Here is a 17,263-nt window from a genome sequence, read left to right on the forward strand (position 1 = left end):
ACACGGTGTCGCCTCACCCCTCTGAGAGTGCAGAGAACCGATAATGGAAGATGGCATGTCTCCTCGCGGCCGCTTCGAGCATCGAGCTGAGACAAACAAGGCAGCCGCGATGCTCCACGCTGGAGCAGGCGAGGAGGAGATGTGAGCGAACAGGCGCAACTGGTCAAGTCGAAGCAGCGCGTGGCCGACCACGGCGAGGTCTTCACACCGGAGTGGATGGTGGGCGACATGCTTGACCTGGTCAAGGACGAGTCGGAGCGTATCGACGCCCGAGTCCTGGAACCGGCCTGCGGCGAGGGCGCCTTCCTCCAAGAGATCCTGCGCCGCAAGCTCGCAACCGTCCACGCCCGCTACGGCAAGAACGACTTCGAGCGCCGCCACTACGCACTCCTAGCCCTCATGAGTACCTACGGCATCGAGCTTCTTGCCGACAACGCTGAGATCTGCCGCGCCAACCTCCTCGCAATCTTCACGGACTTCATCGGCGAGGATCCAGACGCCACGTGGGCGGCGGCGGCTCATACAGTTCTGGCAATCAACATCGTTCAGGCCGATGCTCTGACCATGACGATCCCCAACGGCGAGCCCCTGACCTTCGCCGAGTGGGGCTACCTCGGGGCGGGAAAGTTCCAGCGACGAGACTTCCAGTATCAGGACCTGACAAAGCGTGCGGCTTTTGGGGAGGACACCTTGTTCGGCTCCATGGACAAGGCCGAAATCTTCACCCCCGACACTTCATTCCCCCCAATGACTGTGGCCGAGATTGCCGAAAGAGGAGCGCAGCCAGCATGAGCGTGCCGAACCTCCTGTTGAACAAGCACAACCCGGACGTGCTCACCTGCATCGCGAACCTCTCGAACGATGAGGTGTTCACACCTCCGGAGATGGCGGCAGCCATGCTTGACCTCGCCGCCGAAGCCTGGGCGCGTGACCACAATGGGGAGAACCTGTGGGCGAACCCGAACGCCCGGGTGCTAGATCCGTTCGTAAAAACCGGGGTATTTTTGCGGGAGGCGACTCACCGATTCAACGATGGACTGGCCTCCCTGATCCCAGATCCTCAGGAGCGAGTCAACCACATCCTCACCAAGCAGATCTTCGGGATCGCTATCACTGAGCTCACCGCTCTCATGGCCCGCCGCAGTGTGTACTGCTCGAAGTACGCCAACAGTGAGCACTCTATCTGCACTGCCTTCGACACCCCAGAAGGCAACATTTGGTTCGAACGCACCGAACACACCTGGGATGACAAAACCGGCACGCGCGAGAGCCGCGTTGACCCACTCTCCGGCGAGGAAATCTTTGTCCGCACCGGCCGGCGCTGCTCGTACTGCGGGGCAGGGGAAGAAGACTACGGGCGCGGGGAGGAACTCGAGACCCACGCTTACGCCTTCATACACACAAACAATATTTACGAACGGATCAACGAAATATTTGGAGCGAACATGCACTTCGACCTTATCGTCGGAAACCCGCCTTACCAGCTCTCCGATGGAGGGGGATCGGGCTCGAGTGCGGTGCCTATTTACCACCGATTCATTGAGCAGGCTAAGAACCTTGATCCAGAATTAATCACAATGATTATTCCATCACGTTGGTTCACTGGTGGAAAGGGGTTAAGTGCTTTCCGGAAGGCAATGCTCACTGACGATCATCTGACTGATTTAGTGGACTACCCAAACTCACGTGATGTCTTTGATGGTGTAGATATTGCAGGAGGCGTTTGCTACTTTCTCAGAGGAAGGTTACCTGCACAAATGTGCAAAGTCACAACGATCACCAACGGGCATGAATTTGTTGAATACCGTCGCCTCGATGAATACGAGTCATTCGTTCGCGACAATCGAACACTACGCATCATTAGAAAAGTCGATAAGCAAAAATTTGGAACCTTCAGCGAAATCGTCTCGGCAAGGCGTCCGTTTGGTATTGACTCTTCCTTCACAGGTTCTGTCGATGGCGATCTGTACCTTTTCAGCTCTTCGGGTGATGCAAGAATTAATCGCGCTGATGTTCCAAAGGGGCATGCCCTAATCGATACATGGCGGGTTCTGCTATCAAAGAGCTCAAGCGAGCATGCTGGCCAGACCGACAAATCAGGCCGAAAGAGAGTTTTATCTAGGATCGAGGTAATGCCTCCTGGTTCAGTGTCCACTGAAAGTTATTTGATTATCGGCCCATTCTCTTCAGAAAACGAAGCGCACAATGCTGCCGAATATATGAGAACTAGGTTTTTCAGGTATTTAGTTTCAGCAATTCTCATTACTCAGAACATTTCAAGAGCATCATTCATAATGGTCCCACAAGTCGATTTGTCACAACGTTGGGATGATCGAGACTTGTATGAGAGATTTAACCTCTCGGCGGATGAGATAGAACTGATCGAGCAGACTATTAAACCAATCGGGGAAGAGTAATGACTCGGCGAGATGACGAGCTGCTTCCATCCAAGCCCTCGGCGCGACTGCGGATTTATGCATGGTCGCCAAAGAGTCCTCCGGCAGGTTATGAGGGCCTGATCAAGGTCGGGCAGACGACGAAGGAGGATGTGCGTGAGCGGATCCGCCAGTCACAGGGGCAGATGCAGCAGGAGTTCACTCTGCACGCAGACATCATTGCTGAGCGTGAGGACGGCACTCTCTTCCGGGACAAGGACGTTATCCAACGCCTGAAGGCGAAGGGTTTTGAGAACCCGCATTTTGGGTCTGCGACGGAGTGGGTGCGTTGCAAGCCTGCTGATGTGCTCACGGCTATCGCGGAGCTCCGCACCGGGGTGGAGTACACGGGCGAGCGCTACCAGACCTTCGCGATGCGCCCCGAGCAAGCCCGTGCCGTGGAGCAAACCCTCGCCTATTACAACTCCATCTGGGAAGAAGATCCGGGTGCGGTCCCGCGTTTCTTGTGGAACGCGAAGATGCGCTTCGGCAAGACCTTCACCACCTACCAGCTCGCCAAACGCATGGGTGCCAAACGCTTGCTGGTCGTGACCTTCAAACCTGCCGTCCAAGACGCCTGGCGTGAAGACCTGGCAAGCCATGTGGACTTTGAAGGCTGGCAGTACCTGAGCGCGAAAACTCTCAATGAGGGTAGCGAAGTCAAAGCAGATCAGCCTCTGGTTTACTTCGGCTCCTTCCAGGACCTCCTCGGACGGGACAAGAAGACCGGCCTGATCAAGTCGAAGAACGAGTGGATTCACACCGTCAACTGGGACCTGGTGGTCTTCGACGAGTACCACTTCGGAGCCTGGAGGGAAAACGCCAAAGCCCTCTTCGAAGGTGAGGATGAGAAGGAAGCAGCCAAGGAACTCAAGGCTGAGTACCACGAGGGGCTTGTCGCGTTCGATGAAGAGCTCGACGAGCTGGGGAGCGATGAAGAAGACTTTCTTCCCATCACGACACGCTCCTACCTCTACCTCTCGGGTACACCCTTCAAGGCCCTAGCCACGGGCGAGTTCATCGAGGAACAGATCTTCAACTGGACCTACACCGACGAACAGCTTGCCAAACGCGAATGGGCGCGTGAGCATCCCGGTGAGTGGAACCCGTATGCCGCACTACCGGAGATGCGTCTGCTGACCTACCGGATGCCCGATGATTTGGTCGCTATCGCCCACCAGGGTGAGTTCGATGAGTTCGATCTCAACACCTTCTTCGAAGCCACAGGTAGCAGCGAGCAAGCGCGGTTCGTCCACGAGTCAGACGTACAGAAGTGGCTGGACCTCATCCGTGGCGAGCACGCGCCCACGCAGATGGACATGCTCAAAGCCGGTGGCCGCCCACCCTTCCCGTACGCGGATGCCCGCCTGCTCCCGTACCTCCAGCATTCGTTCTGGTACCTGCCGAACGTCGCTGCCTGCCAGGCCATGGCGAACCTGCTCGCTGCCCGGCACAACACGTTCTGGCACCAGTACCGGGTGATCGTCGCCGCTGGTGCGGGCGCTGGGGTTGGGGTTGAGGCACTGCCGCCCGTGCGTGAGGCAATCGGGGACGGGCACGACACCAAGACCATCACGCTTTCGTGCGGCAAGCTGACAACCGGGGTGACCGTCAAGCAATGGTCATCAATCCTGATGTTGCGCAACCTCACCAGCCCGGAGTCCTACTTCCAGGCCGCTTTCCGGGTGCAGTCCCCGTGGGCCATCAAGAACCCTGACGGGGATGACCCGAACCGGGAGGAGATCCTCAAGCCTGTCGGCTTCGTTTTCGACTTCGCACCCACGCGCGCTCTGCGCCAAATCGCCGACTACGGCACAGGGCTACATCCTGAGGCGAAGAGCCCCGAACATGCCGTCGCCGAGCTCGTCAACTACCTGCCAGTGCTGGCCTACGACGGTGCCACAATGAAAGAGATCGACGCGGGCGAGGTGCTCGATATCGCCATGTCTGGCACCTCAGCCACCCTACTGGCGAAGAAGTGGGAGTCCGCGATCCTGGTCAACGTCGACAACATGACGCTCAAGAAGATCATGAACGACGAGCGCGCCATGGAAGCCATCCTCAATATCGAAGGCTTCCGTGCCCTGGGTGCTGACATCTTCGAGACCGTGGTGAACAAGAGCGAGGCGGTATCTAAGACCAAGAAGGAAAAGGGCGACTCACTAACCAAGAAGGAAAAGAAGGAACTCTCCGCAGAGGAGAAGGAATACAAGTCCAAGCGCAAGCAGATCCAGGAAAAGCTCATCAAGTTCGCCACCCGGATCCCCGCCTTCATGTACCTCACCGACTTCAGGGAGAACACGCTCTACGACGTCATCACCAAGATCGAACCAGACCTGTTCAAGCGGGTCACCGGCCTGTCCGTAGAGGACTTCAACCTCCTGGTGAACCTGGGAGTCTTCAACTCCATCCACATGAACCAAGCGGTCTTTGCATTCCGCCGCTACGAGGACGCCTCCCTGTCCTACGTCGGCTACGCCTCCCATGCGGAACAAAAACGCCGTGAAGACCTGCGCCAAGTCGGCCTCTACGACACCGTCATCACCCTGAAAGCAGAATGAGTGTGAGTAGCGTTATTTCCATCGTCCTGTCCGCCGGCGCGCTCATCATTGCCATCTGGGCTGCTTTCGAGTCACACCGAGCCAATAGGCGCTCAGCAGAAGCAAACCAAATCGCTGAACGCGCCAACACGCTCGCAGAGCAATCGAATCAGCATGCTGACAAGGCGAACCTCATCAGCGCGCAGGCACTTGAACTAGCAGAACGAGAAGCCCCCGCTCCTCTGAGCGAATTGGTGCATCTGGACAAGCACAAATGGGCATTCACCAATCAGTCCGGCCGCGCGATTGAGTTGGTGGCGATCTCAGCACTCCCGGATGAAGCCGCGCAATTCGTGCGTTACTCATCGCTTCCTCATCCGCTGGATTATGGAGATCAGTACGCGCTGACCATCCTCGGTGTATGGGGTTTGACGGTAGAGACCCTGATTATTGAGTGGCGCTTCAAAGGTGAGGATGAGATTCACGAAACACGACGCAGCGTTCCCTAGTTCGCCTGAGCCCCATACCTTTTGACGCTTGCTCGATACTTTTTGACGCAAGCCCCATACTTTTTGACGCAGGGCTGAACCTTTTGACGCTAGGCCGCACTTTTTGACGCTTCCTGCCTCGACGCACCAGCTGAGCCCCTGAGGTACCCCTTCGAGGCTCCGATCAACCCACACTGGGAGCCGCTCCACAGCTCCACGCGCCCGACCGCACCACCCCTAAAACCGCATCAGAACAGCGAAAACGCCACTCCGGACACTTCCCGGCCGGGCCGGAAATCCTTGTATCCAGAGTGACGTCCTTTTGGAGCGGATGACGGGAATCGAACCCGCACCATCTGCTTGGAAGGCAGAGGCTCTACCATTGAGCTACATCCGCAGCGTCAGCGATGCCGACAAGTGGTAATACTAGCGTGTTTATCTGTGGAATGCGAAACGAAGGAAGGACTCGATTACGCGATGTGAACAAAAAGCATTATGATAGTTCGAGTCCGCTGAGGCGGCCACGGGGTGTGGCGCAGCTTGGTAGCGCGCTTGCTTTGGGAGCAAGATGTCGCAGGTTCAAATCCTGTCACCCCGACCAACAAAAACCGCTGGTTCCCAGCGGTTTTCTAGTTTCCAGCGGTTTTCTTCTTTCCGGCGCTCTTTCGGCATCAGGCATTTCCTGGTTGCTGACATTTCCTCAGATCCGGTGCGATACTGACACAGTTGTCCTCTGTCCAATTCGATAGCACCGCGCCACAAGGACGCCACAAGAACTCTGAGCGGTTGAAAGGACGCCACAAGGACTCTTAGCGTTTGAGCAGACGCTGCAATCTGTTGCGAATCAGGCCAAGGCTATAAACAAAATACGGTTTCGGGTCGGAGGCATCCCATATGGCATGTACAACCGACAACGCACGACGTTGCGCCTTCACGTGTGAGGCTTTCCAATCACCGGCTGCGATATAGGCGCGCTGAGCTGCACGGCTCTCGTGAAGAAACTCAAAGGCCAAGCCAGTGTCTTCGGTGATAATGCGACTGCGCGGCGTCAAAGTCTGTCCGGTGACGTCCTGGTAGGTTAGCAACGCTGGACTGAAACCGCTGGCACAAATCACCGCATCAAAATTGGTGATGCGCGCATTGATTTCGATCAGGTACAACTCACCTGTTTCAGCGTGTCGCTTAAACTCGATCTCGGCAAAACCTCGCCACCCGATGTCACGGAAAAATTGTGTGCCCACCTCAACTAGATCCGCCTGGTATTTTTGCCTCATCAAACACGAGGCTCCGAAATTGATGGGCCACTGTCGGAGTTTCTGGCCGGTAAAAATATGCTCAATGGTGCCGTCTTGTTGCACGTAAGCGTCATAGAGCAGCATATGTTCATCGTCACCAGGCACCATTTCCTGGGCGAACCCAACGAAGTCATTGGCGTCAAGGAGGTTTTTGGCGTCACGCAGCTCGGCCTCGTCGCGGCAAATAATGACTTTCTTGCGGAACTTCGCGACAAATGGAATGGATTCTGCTGGCTTAACTATCAGCGGATAGCCCAGGCGGGTCCTTGCCTTTTCCAGCAGCTGAGGGTCGTCCAACAGCACCGTTGTAGGCACCCGCACACCGTGTTTTTCAGCCAGTGGGTACAGTGTGTCTTTTTCAACAATGGTTTGAGCAATCCCCTGCTGCTCTGGCAGAGACAAATGATAGTGCCGCCGCAATATGTCCTGGTATCGGTCAGCGAAGATGACCGCAGTGTCTTGAGCAAGTATCAGCACCGGCTTGACGTCCTGGCGTACACCGTAGTCAACCAGAGCCTGCAGAGCCGCCTCAGGTTCGGTCTTCATATTGGGAATCACGTGGGATTCGCTCAGGTAGCGGGAGGCAAACGCATAATTGTCGTCAGCACTGTGATGCATCCCCACCACAGTGATACCGGCGCGAGCAAGACCACGAATGGCACCAAGAACGTTGTAGTAGGTTGCTGGAAGTATGACTGCTTTCGCTGCGACGTTCATGCCCAAGCCCCTCCCTTTATTTGAAGCCTGTCCCAATCTTGCCACTGCACGACGGGGCAATAGTGGGCACTGACGCAGAATTGATACTGGCGGTTCTTCGCGCTTCCACGAGGAATATGACCGGCATACCCTCCCCTACCAAGGTGGTCTGCCACCTTCCACCTTGCAACGATTACTCAGAAATACCCACGTGAATGACCGAAGGATTCTGCCGTACCGACCTTTCTTCGCATTGGTCGCGCGCCCACTCCACGCTAACGTTGGTCCTAAGACACCCATAAGTGACCATCGGGAGGCACGGCAGACCATGAAATATTCCACACCGAAGTTCATCACTGGTGCCACATATGTGACTGCCTTGTCGGCTGCACTGGCCCTGGTCTTGAGTGGCTGCACGCCAGCGAGTGCTCCGGATAGCTCACCTGCCGGGTCCTCCCCCGCCTCGGAAAGTTCCTCATCCGCACCCAGTAATCAGATTGACGAGGCGACCCCCACCCCGCATCCAGCAATCCCCCTTACGCCGTGCGAGGCTGACAAAACCATCCGCGTCATCATTGCTCGCGGCACCGACGAAACGCTTGACTCAGGTTTACTCAACCCGGCAGCGCAAGAAATCCAAGCCTTCGCACCACAGCATATTCAGGTGACACAACTGGAATATCCTGCCGACTGGCAATTTGAAACCTCCACACCGGCAGGCGTTGACGGACTCGTCACAATGCTCAACTCACAGGCCACTGATTGTCCCGGTCAGCACACAGTATTACTGGGATTTTCTCAGGGGGCGTTAGTGGTCAGTGACGCTCTGAGTTCCCCGTCGCTTCGACAGTACCCCGACAGTGGAACAACGGTTTTAGACCATGCTGCAGCACGTATCGCTGCAATCGGACTTGTCGGCAACCCACGTTTCATCGGCACTGCACCCTACAATGCCGGAACCTACGACCCAGCACTCAACGGTGAATTCGCACCTGAGGATGCGAGCGCACTTGAGCCCTATGCCTCACGCATTGTTGACGTGTGTGCAGCCCAGGATTTTGTCTGTCAAAAAGGTGGCGACATTGAGCCTCACCTGAGCTACTACACGGACGGCACCGCTCATCAGCTGGCATCATTCGTCATTGAAAAGATCCGCGCCTACGTGCCTGCAGGCGCGTAAATCCTCCGCGTCGATCCGCTGAACTATCCGATGTGCTGGGCAAGGTGTAGGCCCGTCACCGACACACCCGATGCGAGCTCTCCAGACTGTGATGAGGAACTTGTGGATGAGGAACTTGTGGCCGACTGATGCTGACGCGTCTGGGCAATCAAATCAGCAGGAGAGCCCGCAAATACCACTTGACCACCACCAGAGCCAGCGCCCGGCCCAATGTCGATAATCCAGTCTGCATGTGCCATCACAGCAAGGTTATGTTCGACAACGATCACTGATTTACCGGAATCAACCAAACGGTCAAGCAGTGCCAACAGCATTTCAACATCCTGCATGTGCAGGCCCGTCGTCGGCTCATCAAGAACAAGGATCGTGGCTGCTTCATCCATCATATGTGCCGCCAGCTTGAGACGTTGACGCTCACCGCCCGACAGTGTGGTCAGAGGCTGGCCAAGCCCAAGGTAGCCCAATCCAACAGCGCACATCGCTTCACAGATTTTGCGTGCTGCGGGCACTTTAACGTCCGAGCGCGCAAAATACTGCGCCGCTTGCTCGGCCGATAACGCAAGAACCTGAGCAATATTGAGATCACCAAGCCGATATTCAAGGACCGAATCGTCAAAACGACGTCCTTCGCATACTTCACATGGTGTTGACACGGTCTCCATAAAGCCCAGTTCGGTACGGATAACGCCCGCTCCATTACAGTTAGGGCACGCACCTTCAGAGTTGGCGCTGAAAAGCGCTGGTTTCACACCATTGGCTTTCGCGAAGGCTTTACGTACAGGTTCCAGCATGCCGGTCCACGTTGCCGGATTAGAACGTGACGAACCTTTAATTGGGCTTTGATCAACCACCAGTGCCCCACTCTTTTTCGGCAGTGACCCTGGGATTAATGACGATTTACCTGACCCTGCGACACCGGTGACCGCACAGAGAACACCTAGAGGAATGTCAATATCGACGTTCTTCAGGTTATTCGTTGAAGCCCCTCGTATCTCAAGGTGGCCAGTTGCTAAACGCTGAGCGTCCTGCGGTTTAAGGGTCGCTTGATCGGCCAGGTGTCTGCCGGTTGGCGTATCAGCTGTCCTCAGGCCGTCGACGCTGCCCTCATAGACCACCATGCCGCCGCCTGACCCTGCACCAGGCCCCATATCAACGACGTGGTCGGCCAGCACAATCGTTTCTGGGTCATGTTCAACCACAAGGACTGTATTGCCTTTATCGCGCAGATTCAGAAGGAGTTGATTGATTCGGGCCACGTCGTGCGGATGAAGACCAGTTGTCGGTTCGTCAAAAACATAGGTGATATCTGACAGGGCGGAACCAAGATGGCGCACCATGCGGATGCGTTGCGCCTCGCCGCCAGACAGGGTGCCTGTGGCGCGATTGAGGGCAAGGTATCCCAGCCCTACCCCCACCATGGCCGTGAGTGCGTCGCCAATTGAGCGCAGAAGTGGAGCGGCCTCGGGCGCGTCAAGGCTGCTGATCCATACCGCCAGGTCGGCCACTTCCATTTGTGACAGGTCAGCGATGGATTTGCCGTTGATGAACGAGGCGCGGGCATGCTGGGCAAGGCGCGTGCCCTTGCAGTCAGGGCAGGTGGCAAATGCTGCGGCACGCTCAACAAATGCGCGCAGGTGCGGTTGGAGCGCCTCAATATCCTTGGACAGGATGGATTTACGGATGCGCGGAATAAGACCTTCATAGGTCATATTGATGCCGGATATTTCCACTTTGACTGGTTCACCGTAAAGGAATGTTTCCAGTTGGCGTTTATTGAAGGACGCGATGGGTTGATCGCCGGGGAAGAATCCCGCCTCGGAAAATTGACGGACTGCCCAGCCCCCCACTTTGTATCCGGGGACGAGGATCGCACCTTGCTCCAGGGACAGTGACATGTCGACGACAGCATCCATGTCGAGGTCTGAAATGGCTCCGCGTCCTTCGCACTGTGGACACATACCGCCTACCTGTGTGAATGTGCGTTTTTGGGCGAGTGTCCGGCCTCCTTTTTCTACTTTAACTGCGCCCGCACCACTGACAGTCGGCACGTTAAAAGAGTAGGCCTGGGGGCCGCCCGCGTGGGGCTGTGCGAGGCGGGAGTACAGCACGCGAAGCATAGCGTCAATGTCGGTGGCGGTGCCCACGGTGGAACGCGGATTGGCTCCCATGGGGTCTTGACTGACCGTAATGGCTGCGGTTACGCCCTCAAGGAGGTCGGTGTCAGGTCGCGGCGGTGTGCGCAGGAAACCTTGGACGAAGGCCGAATGGGTTTCGTTGAGTAGTCGTTGCGACTCTGCTGCAATGGTGTCAAAGACCAAGGATGATTTCCCTGAACCAGACACGCCCGTAAATACGGTGAGCGCACGTTTGGGGATGTCGACGTCGACATCGCGCAGGTTGTTTTCGCGTGCGCCTCTCACGCGAATCACGTCAAAGTTGCGCTGGTCGGTATTGTCGAGGCGACGCGTAGGCTGCGCAGAAAGGGCATCGGGTGCAGAAGTCATTGGATAAGTGAACCACAGCGACGCTGAAACCTCCCGCAGGCGTCCGTGAGATGGCTCAGGTCGTTTATTGCGCGGGTCTGGCATATTGCCGTGCCAGCCTTTATTCGGTGTGCCAGGAAGTCTGGCTTGAGCGGTGGCGAACCGAGACATCCAGCAGATCTTCATGCGGACTATGAAGGCGCCGGTCGCATACGCGCCTCAGCGAGGCCTTAGAGCAGCAAGCTGTTGATGCAGCGTTTCACGGTGGCAAACTCGTCGTGGGGTGTCGTTCAATTTTGAGTGATAGTACAGCGAAGGCCCGGCTATTGCCGGGCCTTCTTCGCGCTTATTTCTTGTTGCGACGCTGGTGACGGGTCTTGCGGAGCAACTTGCGGTGCTTCTTCTTCGCCATGCGCTTGCGGCGCTTCTTGATCACGGAGCCCATAGGGTTCCTCCTTAAATAATCGAATGTGACTGTTGTATGTTACCCGCCCAAACCTAATGATCTCTCATCGAATTGTTCGGGCAGACCCGCTTGAAGCATTTGATTGACCGCAACTTCGGGCACACGGAAACTCTTGCCCACACGGATCGCTGGCAGTTCGCCGCTGTGTATGAGGCGGTAAACCGTCATTCGGGAGACACGCATCATATCGGCCACCTCGGATACCGTCATAAAACGGGGGGCAGACCGGTTTTCCATTCACGACTCCCAGTGTGAGACGAGGCGTACAGATCTTGTGTCTGTACCTTGAGTGACCTCCGCATTAATGATACCCAAAATGGTCGTCACATTAGCAACTCCATTCACAGGATTCTCTCATGTCACGTTGATATTTCACGCAGTTTGTCGGTCGAAACGTTCCATCCCTAACATTGACTCCCCTTTGGGCAATCAACGGGCCTACTATTGGCACGTTGTCCCAAACCGCCACCATCTTGTCGAGGCACCATGACTCGTAACGCACAGCGGGGCCGAGCCACCCGCCGGACTGTGCCCTCTCATGTCCACGAGACCCACGCCTCGCCAATCCGCGAATGGGTGGCACGCCAAGCACGCACCTCACCGGCACGGCTGACCGTTACCGTTTTCGCTCTCATTATTTCCTCAGTCACCGCCCTTTTGAGCCTTCCTATCGCCTCCACAGGTGAGCAGAATCCCTCATTCGTCGACATCGTCTTCACGGCCGTTTCCGCTGTATGTGTCACGGGCCTGACCACGGTCGACACGGCAACACAGTGGACTTTCTTCGGGCAGGCGGTGATTGCCCTGGGCATTATGGTGGGCGGCCTGGGTGTGATGACCCTTGCCTCAATACTTGGTGTGGCCGTGTCACGCCACCTGGGTCTGACTCAACGACTCCTGGCCGCTGCTGAAACAAAACAGCAGGATATGAGTAAACTCGGCGGGCTACTCACTGCTGTTATTGTCACCTCGTTGGCTGCTGAAGCCATCCTCTTTTCTTTGTTTTTTCCCCGCTTCCTCACCCTGGGCACCATGTCCACCGGCGAGGCCGCTTGGCAGGCCGCATTCATGGCCATTTCAGTCTTTAATAACGCTGGCTTCGTCATCCACGTGGGCGGTCTTGCGCCATTCGTTTCGGACTGGTGGATGTTGTTCCCCATTATTTTGGGCACCGTCATCGGAGCGGTCGGTTTCCCCGTCATTCGTGACGTATCTACGCGGTGGCGCACACCACGCAAATGGGGTCTCCACACCAAACTCACTTTGTCGGTCTATGCCATCCTTGTCTTTGTTGGCGCCATCATGATGGCCTTAACAGAATGGACAAACCCTGAAACTCTTGGTCAGCTCGACACCTCAGGGAAAACGCTCAATATTTTGCTGGCTGGTGTCAATACGCGCTCATCCGGCCTGTCCGCCCTCGACATTTCGGTAATGCGTCCCCACACGCATTTCATGCAAGACATCCTGATGATGATTGGTGGCGGTTCGGCTTCAACGGCGGGTGGAATTAAGGTCACTACCTTTGCTGTCCTTGTGCTTGCGGTACTTGCCGAGGCGCGCGGTGATCGCGACATTGAAAGTTTCGGTCGGCGTATCCCCATCTCCGTTGTCCGCCTTGCCGTTGCGGTAACCCTTATGGGTGTCGCCCTGGTGGCAGGTGCCGTCATCGTACTGCTGGCAATGACGAATTACACCCTTGACGTCATACTTTTTGAAGCAATTTCCGCCTTTGCTACCGTGGGGTTGTCGACAGGAATCACGCCCACGCTGCCCACAGGAGCAAAATACGTTTTGGCGTTACTGATGTTCGCTGGACGCACCGGGTCAATAACCGTTGCTGCCGCCCTTGCGCTGCGCGAACGTACCCGCATGATCCGCCTCCCTGAGGAGCGACCAATCGTCGGTTGATCGCTCTGGGCGCAGGTGGTCATCATCACCGGTAAGAAGGTGGGACAATACATCTATGGCAGAGGAAAGAGCCTTAGCATCAGGCACCCTGGTCGTTGGTTTGGGTCGTTTCGGCTCGGCGGTGGCCGTCACCTTAGAAAAACTCGGCTACGAAATATTAGCCGTTGAGAAAGATCCGAAACTGGTCCGACAGTTCACGGGCCGTTTCCCGCTGGTGGAGGCTGACGCCTCGTCAATCGAGGCCTTGGAGCAGCTTGGGGCCAAGGATTTCCACAGTGCTGTGGTTGGCATTGGGACATCTTTGGAAGCATCAGTGCTGATCACCGCTAACCTCGTTGACCTTGGTATGAAGAATATTTGGGCCAAGGCCACAAGCCGCGAACATGGCCGTATTTTGCGTCGCATCGGGGCACATCATGTGGTGTACCCAGAATTTGATGCTGGTCAACGTACTGCTCACCTCGTTGGCGGACGCATGATGGACTACATCGAAATGGAAAAGAATGGCTTCGCCATTATGAAGCTGCGCCCGCCGCGGGAAGTCCAAGGGTTTACCTTAGAGGAGCTCGATCTGCGCGGGCGTTACGGTGTCAATGTGCTTGGTTTGTTGCGCCCAGGTGAACCTTTCGAATATGCCACAGCGCAGACGCGTATCGAGGCCGAAGATGTCATCATCGTTTCGGGAGATTCTCAACTATTGGAGTATTTCGCGCACCGCCCATAGTGATGAGGCCCGCGGCATAACACGCAATCATTCACCACGGGAGTATTTCGCGCACCGCCCATAGTGATAACCGTTTCTGCGTCAACGCGACGCTGGGATTGCCGCGTGAATAGCGGACTGCCACGACCATGCGTGCCTGATGGTCGACGCGACAACGCCTGTGATATCTCAGCTCCGACCGCGCACCGCAGCTGTGAGTGCCTTCCTTTATGGTGAAGACATGGCAAAAGACAAGACGTTATTTCGCTGCGCTGACTGTGGCTGGACCTCACCCAAGTGGGTCGGCCAGTGCCGCGAATGTATGGGCTGGGGCACTGTCGAAGAATCAGACAGTCCCTCCCTTCAGCCAACGATCCCTACGTCTCGCACACCAGCACACCCTGCCGTTCCAATAGGTACTATCGACGCCCGTCATGCAGCAGCACTCCCCACGGGGGATGGTGAGGTTGATCGTGTACTTGGCGGCGGTATTGTACGTGGCTCGGTGATCCTGCTGGCTGGCGAACCTGGCGTAGGCAAGTCAACGTTGCTCCTTGATATCGCGTCGCGTATAGCTTCTGGTAGTCGCCGTGACGGACGTGGTCCCGTTCTTTACATCACCGGCGAAGAATCTGCCTCGCAGGTGCGTTTACGTGGCGAACGTATCGGAGCCCTTGACCAGGATTTACTTCTGTCTGACGACAATGACTTACCGACTATCCTTGGGCATGTTGAATCTTGTCAGCCATCGCTCCTTATTGTTGACTCAGTTCAGACCATTCACGCGCCCGGTGTTGACGGGGGTGCTGGGGGAACAACGCAGGTGAGGGCCGTGGCCTCGGCTTTGATTCGCATCGCAAAAACCCGCGATATGCCGATCCTCTTGGTGGGGCACGTGACAAAAGACGGCGGAATTGCAGGGCCGCGTGTTTTGGAGCATCTGGTAGATGTGGTCTGTCAGTTTGAGGGCGATCGTCATTCGCGTCTACGGCTGCTGCGATCGGTAAAAAATCGTTACGGTCCCACTGACGAAGTGGGGTGTTTCGAGCTCACCGACACGGGAATACGTGGGCTTCCTGACCCTTCGGGGCTGTTTCTTTCCCATGGGCAGCCATCTATGGTGGGGTCCTGTGTCACAGTGTCGTTGGAGGGGCGCCGTCCCATTCCCACTGAGGTCCAAGCCCTCGTTGCCCCAAGTTCTGGCGGTGCGCCACGTAGGACCACCTCTGGCCTGGATTATTCCCGGGTGGTGATGGTCTTGGCCGTACTGCAGGCGCGCCTCGGCGCTGACACGTCATCCCTTGATGTCTACATGTCGACGGTGGGTGGTGCTCGCACGTCAGAACCTGCAGCGGATCTGGCCACAGCGGTCGCTGCCGTTTCTGCGTTACGAGGCGTAGCGCCGCACCCCCATCAGGTGATCATCGGCGAAGTGGGGCTTACGGGTGAGGTGCGTGCCTGTACGGGGATGACTCAACGTTTGCAGGAGGCGGCGCGCTTAGGTTTTACGCGGGCGATCATTCCGAGCCACGGCAGCCAGGATGTGAAGGCAGCCGAAGGTATGGACGTGTTCACAGTCTCGGACTTGCGTACCGCAGTTACGGTCGCTCTGCCGTAGGATCGTGGTATGCAAAGCATCGGAAAGGTGGGTTCATGACCACTGAGGCGACAATGTTGCGACGTGCGATTCAAGAAGTAGCACCAGGGACGGCTTTGCGTGAAGGTTTGGAACGTATTCAGCGCTCCCATACGGGTGCTCTCATCGTTCTTGGCTATAACGAGGATGTCGAAGCAATCTGTTCGGGTGGCATTGACCTGGATGTAGAGTTCACACCTTCTCGTCTGCGCGAGTTATGCAAAATGGATGGCGCAGTGGTGATCGACGTTGATCATTGGCGCATTCGTAAAGCGAATGTGCAGCTCATCCCTGATCCTGATATTACGACAGTGGAATCGGGGATGCGGCACCGCACAGCGCAGCGCACCGCGAAGCAAATCCATCTGCCGGTTTTGTCACTCTCAGCGTCGATGCGCATGATTTCCATTTACGTGGGGAATGAGCATTATTTGGTCGAAGAACCTGACGCATTATTGTCCCGCGCAAACCTGGCGGTCGATACGCTTGACCGTTATACGCAACGTCTTGACGAAGTCTTGCAAACACTTACCGTGTTGGAAATGCGTGACGCCGCCACAATCCGTGATGTGACAACCGTGCTACAACGGATGGAAATGATTCGTCGCATCACCACCGAAATCAACGGATACCTTGAAGAACTAGGGTCTTCTGGGCGTCTGTTGGCACTGCAACTTGACGACCTCGTGCGTGGCTCGGCCTCGGAGCGGGCCCTAGTGTTACGTGACTATGTTCGTGATCCCAATGCTTTGGGCAGCGTCGAAGAACGGTTATCTTCGCTGACAGGCGACAAACTGGTCGATTTGGCTGCGATTGCTAACGTGGTGGGTCTTGGCGTATTCGATGTCGCCGATTTAGATCGGACAATATTGCCGCGCGGTATTCGTGCCCTCTCGTTGGTGCCACGCCTGCCGTGGGCAGTCATCAAAGAGGTCTCGTCCCACTGGTCCACCCTGTCGGAGTTGCGCGATGCCTCGGTTGATGAACTGCAGGCAATTGAAGGTATCGGCCCGTACCGTGCCAAACTCATTCAGGAGTCTTTGGAAAATCAGTACGCAATGGCGTCGACGGGTATCGTCGGCTGGTAGTGCGCGGGTGCACCGCAGTTGCTAATCGAGGCCGCTGTGCCAGTGCGGTGGCACCTCTGACAGTAGTCGGTCGTCGTTGCCACCCGTTGTGTCTGCCAAGTCTTTGTTCTGCTTGGCGCCGCCTTGTCTACGGCCACCGTGTCCTTGTCCGTGGCTGACTGCCCTGCTGGCTCTATCGGTGCTTTTTCGTGCAGCCCGCGCTGCTATCACAGCGGCGCCTTCGGATTCTTCCCATGACGGTGGCAGGCCTTGATCAATCAGATGTTGATCGACCGCGCTAATGGAGGTGGCGCGTCGCCGTCGTGGCGCAGGCGTTGACTCACCGTCAATCTCTTGGCCCAT

Annotated in this window: 14 protein-coding genes and 2 tRNA genes; 10 read left to right on the forward strand and 6 right to left on the reverse strand. The window is 56.4% G+C overall.

Going from position 1 to position 17,263, the window contains the following annotated elements:
- Nucleotides 1-141 precede the first annotated feature (141 nt).
- The 4 genes from G438_RS0106340 to G438_RS0106355 are packed head-to-tail and all read left to right on the forward strand — an operon-like array spanning nucleotide 142 to nucleotide 5,484.
- The gene (locus G438_RS0106340; RefSeq protein ID WP_026460600.1) at nucleotides 142-792 is read left to right on the forward strand and encodes a DNA methyltransferase family protein; all 651 of its coding nucleotides are present in this window, start codon (nucleotides 142-144) and stop codon (nucleotides 790-792) included.
- Complete coding sequence (locus tag G438_RS0106345; RefSeq protein ID WP_026460601.1) at nucleotides 789-2,417, forward strand: Eco57I restriction-modification methylase domain-containing protein; 1,629 nt, start codon at nucleotides 789-791, stop codon at nucleotides 2,415-2,417. Before G438_RS0106340 ends, G438_RS0106345 begins: the two co-directional genes overlap by 4 nt.
- Nucleotides 2,417-4,996, forward strand: coding sequence for a DEAD/DEAH box helicase family protein (locus tag G438_RS0106350; protein ID WP_026460602.1), 2,580 nt, complete (start codon nucleotides 2,417-2,419; stop codon nucleotides 4,994-4,996). The genes G438_RS0106345 and G438_RS0106350 overlap by 1 nt, the downstream gene beginning before the upstream one ends.
- Nucleotides 4,997-4,998: 2 nt before the next feature.
- Complete coding sequence (locus G438_RS0106355) at nucleotides 4,999-5,484, forward strand: hypothetical protein (protein ID WP_026460603.1); 486 nt, start codon at nucleotides 4,999-5,001, stop codon at nucleotides 5,482-5,484.
- A gap of 302 nt (nucleotides 5,485-5,786) precedes the next feature.
- Here the strand turns inward: G438_RS0106355 and G438_RS0106360 are convergent.
- Nucleotides 5,787-5,860: transfer RNA gene (locus G438_RS0106360), tRNA-Gly, on the reverse strand.
- A gap of 127 nt (nucleotides 5,861-5,987) precedes the next feature.
- Here G438_RS0106360 and G438_RS0106365 point away from each other — a divergent pair.
- Nucleotides 5,988-6,064: transfer RNA gene (locus G438_RS0106365), tRNA-Pro, on the forward strand.
- 208 nt (nucleotides 6,065-6,272) lie between these two features.
- Here G438_RS0106365 and G438_RS0106370 read toward each other — a convergent pair.
- A complete protein-coding gene (locus tag G438_RS0106370; RefSeq protein WP_034285505.1) occupies nucleotides 6,273-7,475 on the reverse strand; it encodes a carboxylate--amine ligase in 1,203 nt (400 codons plus the stop codon).
- A 307-nt stretch (nucleotides 7,476-7,782) separates the two neighbouring features.
- Between G438_RS0106370 and G438_RS11185 the strand changes: the two genes are divergently transcribed.
- Nucleotides 7,783-8,634, forward strand: a complete 852-nt coding sequence (locus tag G438_RS11185; protein ID WP_051259373.1) for a cutinase family protein — start codon at nucleotides 7,783-7,785, stop codon at nucleotides 8,632-8,634.
- Between the two features lie 23 nt (nucleotides 8,635-8,657).
- Here G438_RS11185 and G438_RS11190 read toward each other — a convergent pair whose 3' ends face one another.
- From G438_RS11190 to G438_RS0106390, 3 genes are all read right to left on the reverse strand, one after another.
- On the reverse strand, nucleotides 8,658-11,138 hold the full coding sequence (locus G438_RS11190) for an ATP-binding cassette domain-containing protein (protein ID WP_084403172.1): 2,481 nt from the start codon (nucleotides 11,136-11,138) through the stop codon (nucleotides 8,658-8,660).
- A 325-nt stretch (nucleotides 11,139-11,463) separates the two neighbouring features.
- Nucleotides 11,464-11,562, reverse strand: a complete 99-nt coding sequence (locus tag G438_RS12250) for a 30S ribosomal protein bS22 (RefSeq protein ID WP_003792170.1) — start codon at nucleotides 11,560-11,562, stop codon at nucleotides 11,464-11,466.
- 39 nt (nucleotides 11,563-11,601) lie between these two features.
- Nucleotides 11,602-11,820 carry a helix-turn-helix domain-containing protein gene (locus G438_RS0106390; RefSeq protein WP_026460605.1) on the reverse strand — a complete coding sequence of 73 codons (219 nt, stop codon included), beginning with the start codon at nucleotides 11,818-11,820 and terminating at the stop codon, nucleotides 11,602-11,604.
- A gap of 249 nt (nucleotides 11,821-12,069) precedes the next feature.
- Here G438_RS0106390 and G438_RS0106395 point away from each other — a divergent pair, with 249 nt between their 5' ends.
- The 4 genes from G438_RS0106395 (at nucleotide 12,070) to disA (ending at nucleotide 16,921) form a co-directional block, all read left to right on the forward strand.
- The gene (locus G438_RS0106395) at nucleotides 12,070-13,494 is read left to right on the forward strand and encodes a TrkH family potassium uptake protein (RefSeq protein WP_051259374.1); all 1,425 of its coding nucleotides are present in this window, start codon (nucleotides 12,070-12,072) and stop codon (nucleotides 13,492-13,494) included.
- Nucleotides 13,495-13,549: 55 nt separating this feature from the next.
- Nucleotides 13,550-14,218 (forward strand): potassium channel family protein, encoded by a 669-nt coding sequence (locus G438_RS0106400; RefSeq protein ID WP_026460607.1) that lies wholly within the window; start codon nucleotides 13,550-13,552, stop codon nucleotides 14,216-14,218.
- Nucleotides 14,219-14,438: 220 nt separating this feature from the next.
- Nucleotides 14,439-15,815 (forward strand): DNA repair protein RadA, encoded by a 1,377-nt coding sequence (gene radA, locus G438_RS0106405; protein WP_026460608.1) that lies wholly within the window; start codon nucleotides 14,439-14,441, stop codon nucleotides 15,813-15,815.
- A gap of 35 nt (nucleotides 15,816-15,850) precedes the next feature.
- Entirely contained in the window at nucleotides 15,851-16,921 is a 1,071-nt protein-coding gene (gene disA, locus G438_RS0106410) for a DNA integrity scanning diadenylate cyclase DisA (RefSeq protein WP_026460609.1), read from the forward strand.
- A gap of 21 nt (nucleotides 16,922-16,942) precedes the next feature.
- On the opposite strand, the gene G438_RS11195 is transcribed toward disA, so the two are convergent.
- Nucleotides 16,943-17,263 carry a hypothetical protein gene (locus tag G438_RS11195; RefSeq protein ID WP_034285509.1) on the reverse strand — a complete coding sequence of 107 codons (321 nt, stop codon included), beginning with the start codon at nucleotides 17,261-17,263 and terminating at the stop codon, nucleotides 16,943-16,945.

The sequence above is a fragment of the Schaalia suimastitidis DSM 15538 genome (assembly GCF_000429105.1).
In the GTDB taxonomy this organism is placed as follows: domain Bacteria; phylum Actinomycetota; class Actinomycetes; order Actinomycetales; family Actinomycetaceae; genus Pauljensenia; species Pauljensenia suimastitidis.

What these genes read in the sequence shown, in the direction of transcription:
- G438_RS0106345 (WP_026460601.1), top strand. Translation starts at nt 789, where the DNA reads ATGAGCGTGCCGAACCTCCTGTTGAACAAGCACAACCCGGACGTGCTC.
- G438_RS0106350 (WP_026460602.1), top strand. Translation starts at nt 2,417, where the DNA reads ATGACTCGGCGAGATGACGAGCTGCTTCCATCCAAGCCCTCGGCGCGA.
- G438_RS0106370 (WP_034285505.1), bottom strand. Translation starts at nt 7,475, where the DNA reads ATGAACGTCGCAGCGAAAGCAGTCATACTTCCAGCAACCTACTACAAC.
- G438_RS11185 (WP_051259373.1), top strand. Translation starts at nt 7,783, where the DNA reads ATGAAATATTCCACACCGAAGTTCATCACTGGTGCCACATATGTGACT.
- G438_RS11190 (WP_084403172.1), bottom strand. Translation starts at nt 11,138, where the DNA reads ATGACTTCTGCACCCGATGCCCTTTCTGCGCAGCCTACGCGTCGCCTC.
- G438_RS12250 (WP_003792170.1), bottom strand. Translation starts at nt 11,562, where the DNA reads ATGGGCTCCGTGATCAAGAAGCGCCGCAAGCGCATGGCGAAGAAGAAG.
- G438_RS0106390 (WP_026460605.1), bottom strand. Translation starts at nt 11,820, where the DNA reads ATGGAAAACCGGTCTGCCCCCCGTTTTATGACGGTATCCGAGGTGGCC.
- G438_RS0106395 (WP_051259374.1), top strand. Translation starts at nt 12,070, where the DNA reads ATGACTCGTAACGCACAGCGGGGCCGAGCCACCCGCCGGACTGTGCCC.
- G438_RS0106400 (WP_026460607.1), top strand. Translation starts at nt 13,550, where the DNA reads ATGGCAGAGGAAAGAGCCTTAGCATCAGGCACCCTGGTCGTTGGTTTG.
- radA (WP_026460608.1), top strand. Translation starts at nt 14,439, where the DNA reads ATGGCAAAAGACAAGACGTTATTTCGCTGCGCTGACTGTGGCTGGACC.
- disA (WP_026460609.1), top strand. Translation starts at nt 15,851, where the DNA reads ATGACCACTGAGGCGACAATGTTGCGACGTGCGATTCAAGAAGTAGCA.
- G438_RS11195 (WP_034285509.1), bottom strand. Translation starts at nt 17,263, where the DNA reads ATGGGCCAAGAGATTGACGGTGAGTCAACGCCTGCGCCACGACGGCGA.